Raw genomic sequence first — 17,381 nt, forward strand, 5'->3', positions numbered from 1 at the left:
CACACGGCCGCGGACGCCTTTGCGTCCGCGGTCGTGGACCAGCGTCATGGCAAATGGCCTGCCAGACAAGGGAGTTGTAAGGCCGTCAACAAATCTGACATGAACACGCAACCAAGGGGAGGGGGGTCGGGGTGGTGTGGCGCGGTTTGCCCCGGGACGGGCCGGTGAAGGGGGGCGCGGGGACGGTGCCGCGAGGCGCCGGGCGCCCGAGCGGCACCCCGCGCCGACGGCCGGATGTGCGTACTTGCGTATCCGGGCGGGACGGATGTGCGGGGAGAGGAGCCGTGCCCGGGGCGGCCGGTGGGGCGGGGACCGTTCCCGGGCCGGCCGGGCGGGGGCTCTCCCCGGCCGGCCCTACGCCTGTTCGCCGCCGCCGGCGTCGCCCGCCTGTTCGGCGTCGGCGAGGGCGCGGTTGCGGCGCACGGAGGACCAGAAGGACCAGCCGATGAGGACGACGCCGACCAGGCCCGTGATGATCTCGTTGATCTGGTACTGGATGGTCACCAGGAGGATCACGGCGAGGGCGCCGATGGCGTAGTGGGCGCCGTGCTCCAGGTAGACGTAGTCGTCCAGGGTGCCCTGGCGGACCAGGTAGACGGTGAGCGACCGCACGTACATCGCGCCGATGCCCAGGCCGAGCGCCATCAGGACGATGTCGTTGGTGATGGCGAAGGCGCCGATCACGCCATCGAAGGAGAAGGAGGCGTCCAGCACCTCCAGGTACAGGAACATGAAGAAGGCGGCCTTGCCGGCCAGGGCGACGGCCGAACGCGGCTTGCCCGAGCGCTCGGCGGCCTCCTCGGCCTCGTGCTCGCGTTCCTCCTCCTCTTCGAGCTTGTCCTCGAAGTACCCGGAGAGCCCCCCGACGATCATGTAGGTGATCAGACCGGCCACACCCGCGGTCAGGACGGTCTCGGCCTTGTCGACCGTGGCCCCGCCGTGCTGGTGGGCGTTGGCGGCGAAGGTCATCGCCGAGACCAGCAGCACGACCAGCGCCACGCAGACCGACAGCATGTCGACCCTGCCCAGCTTGGCCAGCGGACGTTCCAGCCGGGCCAGCCACTTGACGTCCCGGTCCTCGAAGACGAAGTTCAGGAAGATCATCAGCAGGAACATGCCGCCGAACGCCGCGATCGCCGGATGCGCGTCGGTCACCAGCTCCTGATAGCGGTCCTTGTCGGTCAGCGCGAGGTGCACCGCCTCCCAGGGACCCAGCCGGGCGGTGACCGCCACGATGACCACCGGGAAGACCAGCCGCATGCCGAAGACGGCGATGAGGATGCCGATGGTGAGGAAGATCTTCTGCCAGAAGGCGTTCATCTTCTTCAGGACCCCGGCGTTGACCACCGCGTTGTCGAACGACAGCGAGATCTCCAGCACGGAGAGGATGGCCACCACGCCGAGCGCGGCCCACCCCCCGTAGAAGACCGCCGCGACCAGGCCGAGCGCGGTGACGGCGAAGGCCCAGCGGAACGTCCTCAGCAGCACGGGCAGCCCATTCCTGTCGTCACGTCGGCCGCGCGGGCCCCCTGCCCGGCGCCCACCACCGTTGTCTATCACGCCCCTGCCTCCGCGCCGCACCCTCGGGGCGGCGCTTTCCGGTCGTGTGATCGCACCACCTTCGAGGGGCGCGACGCCGTCACCGGCCGGGCCGAGTGGGCCGCCCGCCGCGCCGGGCGTCCGGGTCCGCAGGCGGCGCCCGTTGTCAGTGGCGGGTGCGAGAGTGCGGGGCATGGATGAGGAGGAGTTCATGCGGGGGCGGGTCTACGGCGCCGACCACGAGGACCCGGGCCCGCGCGCCGGACGCGACTACGCCCAGTTGGTCGGCGGACCGCTGGACGGCCTGCTCCTGGACCTCGGCGGCGACGGCCCCGCCCGGGATTCCGGGCGCGGGGTGGCCCTGGCGACGGAGCTGGGCCGCTACGGTCCCGGCGGCTCGGCGCTCTACGTGCCCCGGCCGGGCGACGCCCGCCGCTTCGACTGGCGCGGCGACCTTCCGTAGGCACACCGGCGCGCGGTCCGCCCGGCTCGCGTGCGCGGTCCAAGGGGCCACGGACGGGGAGGAGAAGGGCGGGGGCGAAGGACGGCCGGGACCACACCTTGACATGCGCACGGCGCACCGATGCTATGGGAGCGCTCCCATGCCTCTGCCGGGAGCACCCCGAGGCGCCCCCGTAGCTCCTCCTCCCTCTCTCTGGAGCCGCCGTGCGAACCACCGGACGTGATGCACGTGAAACAGCCGAGAACCCCGGGAAAACCCAGACCTCCGAGACCCCCCGGACCCGCGAGACCCCCGAGACCCCCCGGCCCTCCGCGGCGCGCGCCCCGCGGCGGAACCCCCTGGCCCGCCTGACGGCCGGCCTCGCCGCCCTGGTCGGGCTCGTCCTCGCCGGGGCCCTGTGCCCGGCCGGGGCGAGCGCCCGGGAGGCCGCGCCCCCCGCCGCCGCCCCCGGGCTGCACATCAGCGGGGGCCGGCTGCTGGAGGGCAACGGCAACGACTTCGTCATGCGCGGCGTCAACCACGCCCACACCTGGTACCCCGGCCGGACCGGGTCCTTCGCCGACATCAAGGCGCTCGGCGCCAACACCGTCCGCGTCGTCCTCTCCGACGGGCACCGCTGGACCCGCGACACCCCGGCCGACGTCGCCGCCGTCATCGAGCGCTGCAAGGCCAACCGGCTGATCTGCGTCCTGGAGGTGCACGACACGACCGGATACGGCGAGGACGGCGCCGCCGGCACCCTCGACCACGCCGCCGACTACTGGATCGGCCTCAAGGACGTCCTCGCCGGCCAGGAGGGCCACGTCATCGTCAACATCGGCAACGAGCCCTGGGGCAACACCGACCCCGCCGGATGGACCGCCCCGACCCTCGCCGCCGTCCGGAAACTGCGCGCCGCCGGTCTCGCCCACACGCTCATGGTCGACGCGCCCAACTGGGGCCAGGACTGGCAGGGCGTCATGAAGGCCCAGGCTCGCACCGTCCGCGACGCCGACCCCACCGGCAACCTGATCTTCTCGATCCACATGTACAGCGTCTTCGACACCGCCCAGAAGGTCACCGACTACCTCGACACCTTCGTCGCCGCCGGACTGCCCCTCGTCATCGGCGAGTTCGGCGGCCCCGCCGACCAGTACGGCGACCCGGACGAGAACACCATGATCACCGCCGCCCAGCGGCGCGGGCTCGGCTGGCTCGCCTGGTCCTGGAGCGGCAACACCGACCCGGTCCTCGACCTGGCCACCGGCTTCGACCCCGGCCGCCTCAGCGCCTGGGGCGAGCGCGTCTTCCACGGCCCCGACGGCATCGCCGCGACCTCCCGCGAGGCCACCGTCTACGGCGACCCCGGCACCCCGGGCACCCCCGCCGCCGCCTGCTCCGTCGCCTACCGGATCGTGGGGGAGTGGCCCGGCGGCTTCCAGGGCGAGATCACCCTCCGCAACACCGGCACCGCGCCCCTCCACTCCTGGACGCTCGCCTTCGCCTTCCCCGACGGACAGACCCTCACCAACCTGTGGGGCGGCACCCCCTCCCAGAACGGCGCCGCCGTCCGCGTCACCCCCGCCCCCTACACGGCCACCATCCCCGCCGGCGGCTCGGTCTCCCTCGGCTTCACCGCCGCCAAGGGCACCGCCAACACCGCGCCGGCCGCCTTCACCCTCGACGGCACCGCCTGCGCCACCACCTGATCCCGCCCGCACCACTCCCGCCCCCCTCGCCCCCCCCTTTTTCCGGTCCCCCGGCCCGCGCACATGGCGGCCGGGAGGTTGCCGGGAGGGGACGGAAGGACGCCCGCCGGGTAACCGTAGGACAGCGGACCCGGCGGGCCGGGAGTGGTCCGGCTCACATGGCGCACCGGGGACACCACCGACACCATGGTCTTTCGTCACCGGCAGGGCTGAAGGGATCAATCAATGTTCCGCAAGGTGCTCGTCGCCAACCGCGGTGAGATCGCGATCCGGGCGTTCCGCGCGGGTTACGAACTCGGCGCCCGGACCGTCGCCGTCTTCCCGCACGAGGACCGCAACTCGCTGCACCGGCTCAAGGCCGACGAGGCGTACGAGATCGGCGAACCCGGGCACCCCGTGCGCGCCTACCTCTCCGTGGACGAGATCGTCGCGGCGGCCCGGCGCGCGGGAGCCGACGCCGTCTACCCGGGGTACGGATTCCTCTCGGAGAACCCGGAACTGGCACGGGCCTGCGAGGCGGCCGGCATCACCTTCGTCGGCCCCAGCGCCCAGATCCTGGAACTGACCGGCAACAAGGCCCGCGCCGTCGCCGCCGCCCGCGAGGCCGGCGTCCCCGTCCTCGGCTCCTCGGCGCCCTCCACCGACGTCGACGAACTCGTGCGCGCCGCCGACGACATCGGCTTCCCCGTCTTCGTCAAGGCGGTCGCGGGAGGCGGCGGGCGCGGCATGCGCCGCGTCGAGGAGCCCGCCCAGCTCCGGGAGGCCGTCGAGGCCGCCTCGCGGGAGGCCGCCTCCGCCTTCGGCGACCCGACCGTCTTCCTGGAGAAGGCCGTCGTCGAACCCCGCCACATCGAGGTGCAGATCCTCGCCGACGGGCAGGGCGACGTGATCCACCTCTACGAGCGGGACTGCTCGGTGCAGCGCCGGCACCAGAAGGTGATCGAGCTGGCGCCCGCCCCCAACCTCGACCCGGAGCTGCGCGACCGGATCTGCGCCGACGCCGTCCGCTTCGCCCGGCAGATCGGCTACCGCAACGCCGGCACCGTCGAGTTCCTCGTCGACCGCGCGGGCCGGCACGTCTTCATCGAGATGAACCCGCGCATCCAGGTCGAGCACACGGTGACCGAGGAGGTCACCGACGTCGACCTCGTCCAGGCCCAACTGCGCATCGCCGCCGGTCAGACCCTCGCGGACCTCGGCCTCGCCCAGGAGAACATCACCCTGCGCGGCGCCGCCCTCCAGTGCCGCATCACCACCGAGGACCCCGCCAACGGCTTCCGCCCCGACACCGGCCGCATCAGCGCGTACCGTTCCCCGGGCGGCTCCGGCATCCGGCTCGACGGCGGCACCACCCACGCCGGCACCGAGATCAGCGCCCACTTCGACTCGATGCTGGTCAAGCTGACCTGCCGGGGCCGGGACTTCGCCGCCGCGGTCAGCCGGGCCCGGCGCGCGGTCGCCGAGTTCCGCATCCGCGGCGTCGCCACCAACATCCCGTTCCTCCAGGCCGTGCTGGACGACCCCGACTTCCGGGCCGGCCAGGTCACCACCTCGTTCATCGAACAGCGCCCGCACCTGCTGACCGCCCGGCACTCCGCCGACCGCGGCACCAAGCTCCTCACCTACCTCGCCGACGTCACCGTCAACAAGCCGCACGGCGAGCGGCCCGCGCTGATCGACCCGCTGACCAAGCTGGCCGCCCCGCCGGAGGGCACCCCGCCGGCCGGCTCCCGGCAGCGGCTGGCCGAACTCGGCCCCGAGGGCTTCGCCCGGTGGCTGCGCGAATCGCCCACCATCGGCGTCACCGACACCACCTTCCGCGACGCCCACCAGTCGCTGCTCGCCACCCGGGTCCGCACCAAGGACCTGCTCGCCGTCGCCCCCACGGTCGCCCACACCCTGCCGCAACTGCTCTCGCTGGAGTGCTGGGGCGGCGCCACCTACGACGTCGCCCTGCGCTTCCTCGCGGAGGACCCGTGGGAGCGGCTGGCCGCCCTGCGCGAGGCGGTGCCCAACATCTGCCTCCAGATGCTGCTGCGCGGCCGGAACACCGTGGGCTACACCCCGTACCCCACCGAGGTCACCGACGCCTTCGTCGAGGAGGCCGCGGCCACCGGCATCGACATCTTCCGCATCTTCGACGCCCTCAACGACGTCGGCCAGATGCGGCCCGCCATCGACGCCGTACGGCAGACCGGGACCGCCGTCGCCGAGGTGGCCCTGTGCTACACCGCCGACCTCTCCGACCCCGGCGAGCGGCTCTACACCCTCGACTACTACCTGCGCCTGGCCGAGCGGATCGTCGAGGCGGGCGCGCACGTCCTCGCCGTCAAGGACATGGCCGGCCTGCTGCGGGCACCGGCCGCGGCGACGCTCGTGTCCGCGCTGCGCCGCGAGTTCGACCTCCCCGTGCACCTGCACACCCACGACACCACCGGCGGACAGCTCGCCACCTACCTCGCCGCCGTGCAGGCCGGCGCGGACGCCGTCGACGGGGCCGTGGCCTCCATGGCCGGCACCACCTCCCAGCCCTCCCTGTCGGCGATCGTGGCCGCCACCGACCACACCGCCCGGCCCACCGGGCTCGACCTCCAGGCCGTCGGCGACCTGGAGCCGTACTGGGAGAGCGTCCGCAAGGTCTACGCCCCCTTCGAGGCCGGGCTCGCCGCGCCCACCGGCCGCGTCTACCACCACGAGATCCCCGGCGGGCAGCTCTCCAACCTGCGCACCCAGGCCATCGCCCTCGGCCTCGGCGACCGGTTCGAGGAGATCGAGGCGATGTACGCCGCCGCCGACCGCATGCTCGGCCGGCTGGTGAAGGTCACCCCCTCCTCGAAGGTCGTCGGCGACCTCGCGCTGCACCTGGTCGGCGCCGGGGTCGCGCCCGCGGACTTCGAGGAGTCGCCGGACCGGTTCGACATCCCCGACTCGGTGGTCGGCTTCCTCCGCGGTGAACTGGGCACCCCGCCGGGCGGCTGGCCCGAGCCGTTCCGCACCAAGGCGCTGCGCGGACGCGGCGAGGCCAAGCCGGTACCCGAGCTGAGCGCCGACGACCGCGCCGGGCTCGCCAAGGACCGCCGGGCCACGCTCAACCGGCTGCTCTTCCCCGGCCCGGCCCGCGAGTTCGCCTCCCACCGGGGCAGCTACGGCGACACCAGCGTCCTGGACAGCAAGGACTTCTTCTACGGGCTGCGCCCCGGCACCGAGTACACGGTCGACCTCGACCCGGGCGTGCGGCTGCTGATCGAGTTGCAGGCCGTCGGCGACGCCGACGAGCGCGGCATGCGCACGGTGATGTCGTCCCTCAACGGCCAGTTGCGGCCCATCCAGGTCCGCGACCGGGCGGCGGCCTCCGAGGTGCCGGCCACCGAGAAGGCCGACCGGTCCGACCCCGGGCAGGTCGCGGCGCCGTTCGCGGGCGTGGTGACCCTCGCCGTCGCCGAGGGCGACCGGGTCGAGGCCGGCGCCACGGTGGCCACCATCGAGGCGATGAAGATGGAGGCCGCGATCACCGCGCCGAAGGCCGGCACGGTGGCCCGGCTCGCCATCAACCGCGTCCAGCAGGTCGAGGGCGGCGACCTCCTGGTCCGGCTCGACTAGGGCGCACAGCCGTCCGGTCGGGCACGTGGGTGCGGGGAGGGGCGCTCCTCCCCGCACCGTCCGCCCGGGTACCGGACCGGCGCCGCTCAGGCGCCGGCCGGGCCCGCCTGCTGCACGACCTCGAAGGACCACAGCGTCGATCCGCTCGCCGCCGGCTTCGGACGCTCGGCGCCCTCCCCGCCGCCCTGGTGCGAGGAGCGCATCGGGCCCTCCATCCAGGCCGTGAAGGACGCCTCGTCACGCCAGCGGGTGTAGACGAGGTAGGTGTCGGTGCCCTCCAGGGGGCGCAGCAGCTCGAACCACTCGAAGCCGTCGGAGTTCTCCACCGCGTGGGCGCGGGAGGCGAAGCGCTTCTCCAGCGTCTCGCGCTGCTCGGCCGGAACGGTCAGTACGTTGATCTTGACTACGCTCATGTCCCCATCCTGCACCACCGCCCGCGGCGGCTCGCCCGCACCCCGTGCTCAGCACGGCTCGCGCCACACCCCCAGCTCCGGTTCCTTGACCATCGAGGAGAGCCGCAGCCGGCGCGACTGCGCGCAGAAATCGCCGGGGCGCTCGCTGTACTCCACGTGGAAGACCGCCTTGCCCGCCTCGACGAACGGCGTGAGCCGCTCGCACTCGCCGAACTCGGCGCACTGCTCGTTGACGGCGAAGTCGAAGTCGGCGACCAACTGGGGGATCTGCGGCAGGTCGTTCTTGAGGCCGACCGCGAGCCCGCGCTCGTGGGCGATCCGGGCGATCATCCGGTTGTAGGCGAGCTGGTCCCCGGCGGTCAGCGGGAAGCCGGTGTCCTCGTCGTAGGCGTCCACCAGATCCGGTTCGACCGCGTCGAAGCCCTTGTCCCGGCACATGTCGAAACGCCGCTCCATGATCGGCCGAAGGACGTCGATCCGGCGGATGTCGAGCCAGCGCTCCCCGTCCCAGCCGTTGGCCCGGCCCAGCACCGAGCCGGGGAAGTCCTCCCGGTCCGGCCGGAACTCCTCCCAGGCGCCGACGTTGACGTAACAGATCACCTTGCGGCCGTCGCGGTGCAGCCGGGCCACGTCCGCCGCGCTGTTCTCGAAGCCGTCGATGTCGTAGACGGGCACGTCGGCGGAGGGATCGACCCTGCCGTCGAGCTGCCACTGCCACGCCGACCCGGGGCGGGGCCGCCACCGCCCCGCACCGCCGCCGGAGCCCGTCTCCCGCGCGCCGTCCCCGGGCCCCGGCCCCGAGCACCCGGCCACCACCGCGACCGCCAGCACGGCCGCCGCCGCCCACCTCCCGCGCGCCATCACCGCTCCCCGGCCAGCGCGGGGGAGAGGGCCGCCCACGGATTGGGCGGCTCACCGGTCACCGGACCCGACACCGCGGCCCCCCGCTCGCGGGCCGTGCGCACCGCGAGCGGGGTCAGCGCGGCGGGCACCCCGTACACCAGGTGGCAGAACCGCTCCGGCGGATGGCGCAGCGTCCACGCCGGTCTGCTGAACGCCGACACGTAGGCGGACCACGGGCCCTCGAAGGTGACGAGGAGGTCGGCGATCCGGGCGTACCCCGGCGCCGGATGGACGCCAGGGTTCAGCACCACCGGCGCGGTGCCCCGCCGGCGCAGCGCGCGCACCAGCGCCCGGCAGGCGGGCAGTCCGGCCGCGGCGGCGCTCACCCGGTCCAGGAAGCAGCCGTCGGCCGCGTACCAGTCCCGGTGCCGGCGGGCGTCCTCGGCGATGTCCGCCGCCGGGCGCGTGCCGTAGTCGGTGTCGACGTAGCCGAGCAGCCGGGCGCCGGCCGAGCGCAGCGCCCCGGCCGCCGCGGCGAAGGCCGGATCGGGCTCCGGGCCGGGACCGCTCGCCGGGTTGAGCACCACCGCGTAGGTGCGGTCGGCGGCCCGGATCAGCCGGTGCCAGGCGCCCGGGTCCTCGGCCGGGTGGACGTAGAGCGGGATCAGCAGGCTCACGGCGCGGCCTCGCCTCGGGGTGCGGTCGGGACGGGCGGGACGGCGGCCCACAGGGCGGCCAGCGAGTCGTGCAGTCCGTACGCGGGCCGCCAGCCGAGCGCGTCGCGGGCGGCCCGGATGTCGGAGCACTGCCAGGAGACCCGCTCCGAGCGGGCGGAGCCGGCCCCGCTCTCCTCCACGCGCCCGGCGAAGCCCGCGGTGCCGGCGAGCGCCCGGACCAGGGTGCGGACGCGCACGGCCCGCCCGCCGCCGACGTTGAGGACGGGCGGCAGCGGGCCGGGCGCGGTCACCGCCCCTTCCACCGCGCGGGCCACGTCCCGTACGTCGACGAAGTCCCGGTAGGCCGACAGGTCGCCGAGCCGCACCACCGCGTCCGGGCCGTCGCCCGCCTCCCGCAGCAGCGCCGCGACCCGGCCCGGCAGCCCGGAGCGCGGTGAGCCCGGCCCCACCGGGTTGCCCACCCGCAGGACCACCGCGTCCAGGCCCGAGGAGGTCACCGCGACCGTGCCGGCCAGCTTCGTCGCCCCGTACGGGGCGAGCGGGCGGGTCGGCGCCGACTCGGGGGTGCGCTCGCCCGGGGCGCCCGGACCGTACTCGGCGGCGGAGCCGAGGTGGACCAGCCGGGCCGCGGGCAGGGCCCGGCCGAGGGCCGCGCACAGGGCGGCCGGGCCGCGGGCGTTGGCCTCGGCGAGCGTCACCGGATCGCCCCCGGTGGCGCCCGCGCAGTTGACGACGGCGTCCGGCGCCGCCGTCGCCAGCGCCTGCGCGAGCAGCGCGGGGGAGCCGGCGGCGAGGTCGACGCGGACGTCGCAGCCCGCGGAGCGGCCCCCGGTGAGGACCCGGGTGCCCGGCAGGGAGCCGAGCCGCTCGGCGACGTGGCCGCCGAGATGGCCGCCGGCGCCCAGGACGAGGATGCGCATACCGGCTCAGGCCCCCTTGAGCAGCAGGGACTTGCGGCTGGTGAACTCGGCGTTGGCCCGGTCGTAGTCGTCGGGCCGGCCGATGTCGAGCCAGTACCCGTCGAAGGCGTAGGCGTACGGCGGATCACCGGCCCGCAGCAGGTCCAGCACCAGTTCGTCGAAGCCGAGGGGCAGCCCGGCCGTGTACCCCTCCAGGGTCGCGCGGGAGAGCCCGTACACGCCCATCGAGACCCGGTAGTCCAGGCTGGGTTTCTCGGTGAAGTCCACCACCCGGTTCGCGTCGGTGGTGAGCACCCCGAAGTCGATGTGGACCCGGCGCGCGTAGGTGGCGATGGTCAGCGGGGCGCCGGCCGCGCGGTGGCGGCGCAGCACGTCGGCGTAGTCGAGGTCGGTGAGGATGTCGCCGTTCATCACCAGGAAGGACTCCGGCAGCCGCTCGCGCATCGTCAGCAGCGGCCCCATCGTGCCCAGCGGGCTCTCCTCCACGGCGTAGTCGACGGTCAGGCCCCACTGGGAGCCGTCGCCGACGTAGGCGCGGATGATCTCCCCGAGATGGCCGATGGCGAGCGTGCAACCGGTGAATCCGGCCCCGGCGAGCTGGCGCAGCACGATCTCCAGGATCGCGTGCTGGTCGCCGATGGGCACCAGCGGCTTGGGCAGCGCGGTGGTGTAGGGCCGCAGCCGGACGCCCTTGCCTCCGGCCAGGATCACTGCGTGCATGGGTTTCCCCTCGGTGGACGTGCCGGTCGTGGTCAGATGTTGTAGATGCCGGTCTTGTACCGGGCGAGGTTGGCCGGGTCGCGGAAGAACTCCACCGTGTGGGCGAGGCCCTCCTCCAGATCGTGCGCCGGCCGCCACCCGGTCGCCTCCCGCAGCCGGCTCGCGTCCGCGACCAGCCGCATCACCTCGGAGGCGGCGGGCCGCAGCCGCTCGGGGTCCTCCCGTACGTCGAGCGCGGTGCCCATCACCTTGCCGATCAGCGCCACCAGGTCCCCGACGGAGATCTCGCCGCCGGTCCCGGCGTTGAAGGTGCGGCCCACCACCCGCTCGGCCGGCGCCGTGCCGACCGCGAGGAACGCCCGCGCGGTGTCCGCGGCGTAGGTGAAGTCGCGGGTCGGGCGCAGGTCCCCCAGGGTCAGGACGCGCTCCCCGGCGGCGACCTGGCCGATCACGGTGGGGATCACGGCCCGCATCGACTGCCGGGGGCCGTAGGTGTTGAAGGGGCGCAGCGTCACCACGGGGGTGGCGAAACTGGCGTGGTAGGAGTCGGCGAGCCGGTCCCCGCCCGCCTTGGACGCCGCGTACGGCGACTGGGTCTGGACCGGGTGGTCCTCGGTGATCGGCACGGTCCGCGCGGTGCCGTAGGTCTCGCTGGTGGAGGTGTGCACCAGCCGGGGCGTGCCGAGGGCGCGCACGGCCTCCAGCACGTTCAGCGTGCCGGTGACGTTGGTGTCCACGTAGCTGTGCGGGGCCCGGTAGGAGTACGGGATGGCGATGAGGGCGGCCAGGTGGTAGACGCAGTCGGCGCCCTCGGCGAACTGCCGGACCGAGCCGGGGTCGCGGACGTCCCCGAGGACGATCTCGACCTGGTCCAGGACGTCCCCGGGGAGGGTCTCCAGCCAGCCGTAGGAGGAGAAGGAGTTGTACTGGGCCATGGCCCTCACCCGGTGCCCCGAGGCGACCAGCGCCTCGGTGAGGTGGGAGCCGATGAAGCCCTCGGCTCCGGTGACGGCGGCGAGCGGTGCGGTGGTCACGCGGGGGTCCTTCCGGTCGGGCGCGCGGCGGTCCGCGCGGGTCGGTGACGGGGTGCCGGACGGCGGTGTCCGGCGGGGTCAGGCATGGGCGGAGGGCCGCCCCAGCAGCCACAGCGCGCACCCCGTGAGACAGAGCGCGGCCACCGCGCAGCCGGCGGCGAGCACGCCCGGGTCGGAGCCCGCCCACGCGACGGCGCCGGCCACCGCCAGACAGAGCAGGGCCGGCGGCCAGGCCACCCCGAACGCCTGGAGCAGCAGCGCGGTCCACAGGGTCGCCGCGAGCGCCGCCAGGACGAGGGGATCGGCGCCGGTCAGCAGCGCCGCGGGCACCAGCGGGCCCACGTAGCAGAGCAGGCAGCCGGCGAGGACGGCGCCCGCGCGCAGCCGGAACCCGGCGGCGGTACGGGTGGCCCGGAGCGCGGCCACCGTCAGCCCCCGGCACCGGTACAGCAGCCACTCGGCCGGGCCCATGCTCACCGTCAGCACCACCACCGACCAGGGCTGGTGACGTCCCGCCAGTAGTACCAGCACCCCGGCGGCCAGCCCGAAGAGCCCGTACGGCAGCGACGGCAGCGGACGCGGCCGGACCGCGCCCGGCGCCGGCGGCGCAGCGAGCGCGCCGCGCAGCGCCCAGAGCGCGGCGGCGACCGCGCCGGCCGACGACAGCGGCGGCAGCCCCGCCCGCACCAGGGTCCCCGGCTCCCACCAGGGCAGCACGGCGGCACCGGCGGCCACCGGGACCAGCGCCGCCAGCAGCAGCCGCTCCCGGCCCAGGACCAGCAGCACCCCGGCCGCCGCGAGGTACGCCGACTGGACCGCCACCGCGGCCGCGACCGGGCCCGGCCCGGCGAGCAGGGCCCCGGCGGAGCCGGCCGCGACGGCCCCGAGCGGAGCCCCCTTCAGCAGCGTGCGGCCCGCCTCCCGGCGCCCGGCCGCCAGACGCAGGTGGGCGCGGTGGCCCAGCGCCTGGTTCCACGCCCAGGAGACGAGCCCGGCCGCCACCAGCGCCCGCAGCGCGCCGTCGGGAGGCAGCAGCCGGCCGGCCAGCGCGTAGCCCAGTCCGGGCAGCGCGAACAGCGCCCCGCGCAACGCGCAGCGCACGTGGTCGGGTCGCCACGGGTCGGCGGGGCGCGGCGGCTCGGGGTGGGCGCGCGGCACGGAGGCGAAGAGCGCCGCGGCGAGGGAGAACAGGTCGGGGTGGCCGTACCGGTCCCGGACCGTCTCCCCGGTCAGCCCCTCCGACTCCAGCAGCGCGGCCACCTCGTACGGGTGGACGGCGGGCGCGATCCGGTCGGCGAGGTCCGCCGCCAGCCGGTCCACCGCCTCTTGCCGCGGCCCGGCGCCTGGCAGGGCCAGGGTGAGGGTGCGCGCGTCGGCGAGCCGCAGCGAGAGGGTGTCCTCCCGGGTGCCGCCGGGTCCGCCGGGCTCCAGGGCCATGGGTCCGCTCATCCGGCCGCGCTCCCCACCCGCGTGCCGCCCGCCGCCCGGACGCCCGGCACCCGCGCGCCCGGGGCGGCCGGCGTCGCGGGGTCCGACAGCTCCCGGTAGACGGCGCGGAAGGTGTCGATGGTGCGGCGCAGCGTGAACTGCTCGATCACCCGCAGCCGGGCCGCCTCGCCCATCGCCCGGCGCCGCTCCGCGTCGCGCAGCAGTTCCAGCGCCGCCGCGGCCATCGCGGCCGGATCGCGCGGCGGCACCACCAGGCCGGTGTCGCCGACCGCCTCGCGGACCCCGCCGACGTCCGTGGAGACGGTGGCCCGGCCGCAGGACATGGCCTCGATCAGGGTGAAGGGGAAGCCCTCGCTGATGCTGGAGAGCATGACGACGCTCCCGGCGGCGTACGCGTCCCGGATGTCCTCCACCCGGCCCTCGAAGACGACCGCCTCCCCGTGCCCCAGCTCCGCCGCCAGCGCCCGGCACCGCTCCCGGTACGCCTCCCCGCCGCGCGGGGTGCCGCCGAACAACCGCAGCCTGGCGGTGGGGAGTTCGGCCCGGACCAGGGCGAAGGCCCGGATCAGGGTCTCCAAGTCCTTGATCGGGTCGACTCGCCCGGCCCAGCTCAGCACCGGCCCGCCCGGCTCGGGCCCGGCGGGCGGGAAGGCGGCCGGGTCCACCCCGTTGTAGACGGTGCGGATCGCCTCCGGGGCCGCGCCGCCGCGCTCCTCCCACAGCCGGTTGTAGCGGTTGCCCGGGGTGATGAGGGAGGCCCGCCGGTAGGTCTCCTCGGCCAGCAGCCGGAAGAAGCCCAGCATCAGCGCCTTCACCGGCCAGCGGTAGGCGGCGGTGCGGTAGCCGAGGTAGCGCTCGCGCAGGTAGACGCCGTGCTCGGTGAGGAGCAGCGGCACCCCGTACCGCTCCCGTGCCACCAGCCCCGGCAGGGCCGCGAGCCCGCCGCTGACCGCGTGTGCCACGCCGTCGCGGGGACCCGGCGCGGCCAGCGGGCGCAGGGCGTGCTCCAGCAGCCCGGTCGCGGTGACCGCGTCGTGCAGGGTGGGCCGGGCCTCGCGGACCGGTCCGGGCCGGTTCCACACCGAGGTCAGGACGGTGATCGCCCGGTCCCCGCGCAGGAACGGGCCGAGCCGGCCGTCCGCCGCGGCGTGCGCCAGCCGGTACAGCGCCGGGCCGAAGCCGTCCTCGGCGCGCGGATCGAGCAGGGCGGCGAGGAACCGCTCGTATGCCGCGGCGAGCCGGTGCCGCTCGCGTCCCCGGGGCGCGCGGCCCGGCGGCGCGGGCCCCCACAGCGGCACCGTGCGCACGTGCAGGACGTGCGGCGGGAGGTCCCAGACGAGGGGTTCGCGGCCGGTGCCGGTGACCGCGAGCACGGTGAAGTCGACGTTGCTCATGCCGCCGACGAGTTGGTCGCACCAGACGCTGACGCCGCCGTGACTGTGCGGATAGGTGCCTTCGGTGAGCAGGGTGACACGCGGCGCGTCGCGGTGCCGCGCGCCGTGGGGAGGGTGCATCGATGGGCTCCACGGCCGAGGAGGGGTGGCCGGGCCCCGTCGGGCCCGGCCGGTACGCGGGATCGCCGGTGCGGCTCAGCCCGCCGGGCCCTGCGGCGCCGGCGCGCTCACCGCGCGCGGGACGCGGGTGCGCGGCGCGGGCGCCGTCGGCGCGTGCCTGCTGCCGCCCGGCGCGGCGACGTCCGGCGCGGTGGCCGGGGCGGGCAGGGCCAGCGTGAGGGTGCCGCCGGAGGTGGCCCAGCCGGAGCGGGCGCCGGCGTAGGCGCTCCCGTAGGCGGTGGTGCCGTGCAGGGTGCCCGTGGGCACGGTCGCCGGGACGGCGAGGCCGCCGGGCGTCTCGACGGTGACCGAGGTGCCGATCCGGTACGCGGTGACCTGCCCGGCGTCGAGCGCGGTCCGCCACGCGGCGCGGCGGCTCAGCTCGGTGCCGATGTCGGCCATGCGCAGGTTCACCACGGGGGTGCCGGCGGCGAACAGGTCCTCGTAGGAGTCGAGGACGCCGTCGAGGACCGGGTAGGCGATGCGCTCCTCGGCCAGGTTCGACTGGTGGATGAAGTGGGGCCGCGGATCGTTGGCGAGGACGTGCCCGAGCGCGATGCGCGTCTCCAGCGGCACGATGTGCTCCGCGTAGCCGGTGGCGGTGTCCAGCGGCTCGGGCAGGCAGGTGGTGGTGGCCGGGTTGTCCTCGCAGATGCCGCTGCCGCCCTGGGCGCGGCTGGTGTAGATCCAGTTGTACTCGTCGACCTGTTCGGCGGCCCGGCCGGCGTTGTAGAAGACGTTCATCGGGTAGCGGGAGACCGTGGTGGCGCTGCCGACCCGGCGCTGGGCGGGGTCGCGCGAGTGGTCCGAGGCGAGCCAGGCGATGCCGTTGCCGGTGAGGGCGGGGCCCAGATGCGGGTTGTCCTCGGGCTGCTGCGGGGAGATCCGCAGGCCGGAGTGCTCACCGGTGACCAGTTCGTCGTCGCGCAGGGGCAGTTGGGCCGCATGGCCCCAGGCGCGGTTGGTGGCGATCTCGTCGGAGATCTCGTCCTCGCCGACCCAGTCGGTGCCGCCGCCCGGGAGGGTCGCGCAGGTCCATGGGACCACGCTGGTGTCCTGGCGGCAGCCGAGGAAGGCGTGCGTGTAGGTGTGGTTGACCCAGCGGAACCGGTCGCGTTCGGCGACGAACTTGTCGGCGAGGGCGTCCGCGCCGCCGTTCTCCTCGCGGTGGCCGACGCTGCCGAAGGCGTTGTAGGCCAGGTCGAGGGTGAAACCGCGCCGGTCCTGCCAGTCGGTGGCGTGGTCGACGTCGGCCGGGACCATGCGGATCGGGTCCGGTGTGCCCTCGCCCGGCGGGCAGTCCACGTCGCCGGGGGTGCAGTTCAGCTCGGTGTCCCAGCGGTCGTCGGCGGCGAGGACGTCGTCGACGTGGACCGCGAGGTAGTTGCGGTCCTCCCCCAGGTGCACCCCGTCGGTCATCCACTCCACGATGCCGCGGGCCAGCAGCCGGAACTGCCGCTGGTGTCGGTTGTAGACGAAGGTGACCACGAGTTCACGGCGGCCGTCGTGCCGGTACTCGCCCACCAGCGAGCCCTTCGACGGCCGCCCGGGTATGGACGCCTCCACGTACGGCACGAAGTCGGCGCCCGGCGCGGGCGCCGACAGGTAGGCGTAGGACTCGTCCACGGCGGGGGAGTTGTCCTCGAAGGGGACCTCCCCGGCCAGGTAGCCGAAGGGGCCCGCGAGACCGGCCGGCGTCACCTCGGCGCGGACGCCGTCCACGCTGCCGGCCCAGCCGTCGCCGACCGCGTACCGGAGCCCGACCTCCGGACGGGCGTAGGTGTAGGCGTCGACCTGCGGTACCGCGAAGGTCCGTTCGTAGTCGGCGAGGGCCGCCATCTCGGCGGAGCCCGCCGGGAACGGGTTGTCGTCGGGCAGGACGACGGCCTGGAACCGGGCGTGCGGCCGGCCGTCCACCGTGCCGGCGAGGAACCCGGAGTCGATCACGGGCCGTCCGGCGTCCGCCAGGTCGACCCGCGTGTAGGGCGTGCCCGCGGTCTCCAGCTCGGCGGCGATCGCCTCGGTGGCGGGCCCGCCGTCGCTCACGACCAGGACCCGCAGGTCGACGCGGGGCGCCGGGGCGTCGGCGTGGGCCGCCCCGGCCGGCGCCACGAGCGTGGCGAGCAGGACGGCGGCGGCGAGCGCCGCCGTGCGCATGGTCCGCTTCATGCGGTCGAATTCCTCCCCCAGGGCAGGGGTGGACCGGCCCCCGTGGGAGCCCACCCCCTCGCCGACGCCGCCGCCCCCCAAAGACGCGCGGTCGTCGACGTATCCGTCGTGTCACATGGTGAGGTCTGTGTGGAGCTTTTGTGTGCCTGCTGCGGAACTTGACGAAAAAGCACAGGTGTCCATTCGGGCCCGAAGCGCACCGTTCCGGTCGGCCGCGAACAGCGGGCGTACGCGGGCGGAAACCGCCGGTACGCCCGTGTCCTGCGGAGGTCCGCCGGGCCGGTGCCCGGAACGCCGCGGTCCGCACGGGGGG

Annotated in this window: 13 protein-coding genes; 3 read left to right on the top strand and 10 right to left on the bottom strand. The window is 75.0% G+C overall.

Annotated elements, in window-relative coordinates; all coding sequences use genetic code 11:
- Nucleotides 1-354: 354 nt before the first annotated feature.
- On the bottom strand, nucleotides 355-1,488 hold the full coding sequence (locus tag J5Y05_RS07745; RefSeq protein ID WP_210869377.1) for a DUF475 domain-containing protein: 1,134 nt from the start codon (nucleotides 1,486-1,488) through the stop codon (nucleotides 355-357).
- Nucleotides 1,489-1,732: 244 nt separating this feature from the next.
- On the opposite strand from J5Y05_RS07745, the gene J5Y05_RS07750 reads away from it, so the two are divergent.
- The 3 genes from J5Y05_RS07750 to J5Y05_RS07760 all read left to right on the top strand — a co-directional run bounded on the left by J5Y05_RS07750 (nucleotide 1,733) and on the right by J5Y05_RS07760 (nucleotide 7,290).
- Nucleotides 1,733-2,002: a hypothetical protein gene (locus J5Y05_RS07750; protein ID WP_210869379.1), complete on the top strand. Its 270-nt coding sequence runs from the start codon at nucleotides 1,733-1,735 to the stop codon at nucleotides 2,000-2,002.
- Nucleotides 2,003-2,340: 338 nt separating this feature from the next.
- Entirely contained in the window at nucleotides 2,341-3,690 is a 1,350-nt protein-coding gene (locus tag J5Y05_RS07755; RefSeq protein WP_210869823.1) for a cellulase family glycosylhydrolase, read from the top strand.
- A 225-nt stretch (nucleotides 3,691-3,915) separates the two neighbouring features.
- On the top strand, nucleotides 3,916-7,290 hold the full coding sequence (locus tag J5Y05_RS07760; protein WP_210869380.1) for a pyruvate carboxylase: 3,375 nt from the start codon (nucleotides 3,916-3,918) through the stop codon (nucleotides 7,288-7,290).
- 86 nt (nucleotides 7,291-7,376) lie between these two features.
- Here J5Y05_RS07760 and J5Y05_RS07765 read toward each other — a convergent pair whose 3' ends face one another.
- The 9 genes from J5Y05_RS07765 to J5Y05_RS07805 form a co-directional block, all read right to left on the bottom strand.
- Nucleotides 7,377-7,703 (bottom strand): antibiotic biosynthesis monooxygenase family protein, encoded by a 327-nt coding sequence (locus J5Y05_RS07765; protein ID WP_210869382.1) that lies wholly within the window; start codon nucleotides 7,701-7,703, stop codon nucleotides 7,377-7,379.
- A 48-nt stretch (nucleotides 7,704-7,751) separates the two neighbouring features.
- A complete protein-coding gene (locus J5Y05_RS07770) occupies nucleotides 7,752-8,564 on the bottom strand; it encodes an endo alpha-1,4 polygalactosaminidase (RefSeq protein WP_210869384.1) in 813 nt (270 codons plus the stop codon).
- The gene (locus tag J5Y05_RS07775; RefSeq protein WP_210869386.1) at nucleotides 8,564-9,223 is read right to left on the bottom strand and encodes a spherulation-specific family 4 protein; all 660 of its coding nucleotides are present in this window, start codon (nucleotides 9,221-9,223) and stop codon (nucleotides 8,564-8,566) included. Before J5Y05_RS07775 ends, J5Y05_RS07770 begins: the two co-directional genes overlap by 1 nt.
- Nucleotides 9,220-10,143 (bottom strand): NAD-dependent epimerase/dehydratase family protein, encoded by a 924-nt coding sequence (locus tag J5Y05_RS07780; RefSeq protein ID WP_210869388.1) that lies wholly within the window; start codon nucleotides 10,141-10,143, stop codon nucleotides 9,220-9,222. The genes J5Y05_RS07775 and J5Y05_RS07780 overlap by 4 nt, the downstream gene beginning before the upstream one ends.
- A 6-nt stretch (nucleotides 10,144-10,149) precedes the next feature.
- Complete coding sequence (locus J5Y05_RS07785; protein WP_210869390.1) at nucleotides 10,150-10,863, bottom strand: nucleotidyltransferase family protein; 714 nt, start codon at nucleotides 10,861-10,863, stop codon at nucleotides 10,150-10,152.
- 32 nt (nucleotides 10,864-10,895) lie between these two features.
- Nucleotides 10,896-11,897 carry an SDR family NAD(P)-dependent oxidoreductase gene (locus J5Y05_RS07790; protein ID WP_210869392.1) on the bottom strand — a complete coding sequence of 334 codons (1,002 nt, stop codon included), beginning with the start codon at nucleotides 11,895-11,897 and terminating at the stop codon, nucleotides 10,896-10,898.
- A 78-nt stretch (nucleotides 11,898-11,975) separates the two neighbouring features.
- On the bottom strand, nucleotides 11,976-13,346 hold the full coding sequence (locus J5Y05_RS07795; protein ID WP_210869394.1) for a hypothetical protein: 1,371 nt from the start codon (nucleotides 13,344-13,346) through the stop codon (nucleotides 11,976-11,978).
- Nucleotides 13,343-14,860, bottom strand: a complete 1,518-nt coding sequence (pelF, locus tag J5Y05_RS07800; RefSeq protein WP_210869396.1) for a GT4 family glycosyltransferase PelF — start codon at nucleotides 14,858-14,860, stop codon at nucleotides 13,343-13,345. The genes J5Y05_RS07795 and pelF overlap by 4 nt, the downstream gene beginning before the upstream one ends.
- 75 nt (nucleotides 14,861-14,935) lie before the next feature.
- Nucleotides 14,936-17,068 carry a hypothetical protein gene (locus J5Y05_RS07805; RefSeq protein WP_210869397.1) on the bottom strand — a complete coding sequence of 711 codons (2,133 nt, stop codon included), beginning with the start codon at nucleotides 17,066-17,068 and terminating at the stop codon, nucleotides 14,936-14,938.
- Between the last annotated feature and the right edge of the window lie 313 nt (nucleotides 17,069-17,381).

Source organism: Streptomyces tagetis (assembly GCF_018069565.1).
Lineage (GTDB): Bacteria > Actinomycetota > Actinomycetes > Streptomycetales > Streptomycetaceae > Streptomyces > Streptomyces tagetis.

Excerpts from the sequence above, each read along its gene's own strand:
- J5Y05_RS07750 (WP_210869379.1), top strand. The coding sequence starts at position 1,733 with ATGGATGAGGAGGAGTTCATGCGGGGGCGGGTCTACGGCGCCGACCAC.
- J5Y05_RS07760 (WP_210869380.1), top strand. The coding sequence starts at position 3,916 with ATGTTCCGCAAGGTGCTCGTCGCCAACCGCGGTGAGATCGCGATCCGG.
- J5Y05_RS07765 (WP_210869382.1), bottom strand. The coding sequence starts at position 7,703 with ATGAGCGTAGTCAAGATCAACGTACTGACCGTTCCGGCCGAGCAGCGC.
- J5Y05_RS07770 (WP_210869384.1), bottom strand. The coding sequence starts at position 8,564 with ATGGCGCGCGGGAGGTGGGCGGCGGCGGCCGTGCTGGCGGTCGCGGTG.
- J5Y05_RS07780 (WP_210869388.1), bottom strand. The coding sequence starts at position 10,143 with ATGCGCATCCTCGTCCTGGGCGCCGGCGGCCATCTCGGCGGCCACGTC.
- J5Y05_RS07785 (WP_210869390.1), bottom strand. The coding sequence starts at position 10,863 with ATGCACGCAGTGATCCTGGCCGGAGGCAAGGGCGTCCGGCTGCGGCCC.
- J5Y05_RS07795 (WP_210869394.1), bottom strand. The coding sequence starts at position 13,346 with ATGAGCGGACCCATGGCCCTGGAGCCCGGCGGACCCGGCGGCACCCGG.
- pelF (WP_210869396.1), bottom strand. The coding sequence starts at position 14,860 with ATGCACCCTCCCCACGGCGCGCGGCACCGCGACGCGCCGCGTGTCACC.
- J5Y05_RS07805 (WP_210869397.1), bottom strand. The coding sequence starts at position 17,068 with ATGAAGCGGACCATGCGCACGGCGGCGCTCGCCGCCGCCGTCCTGCTC.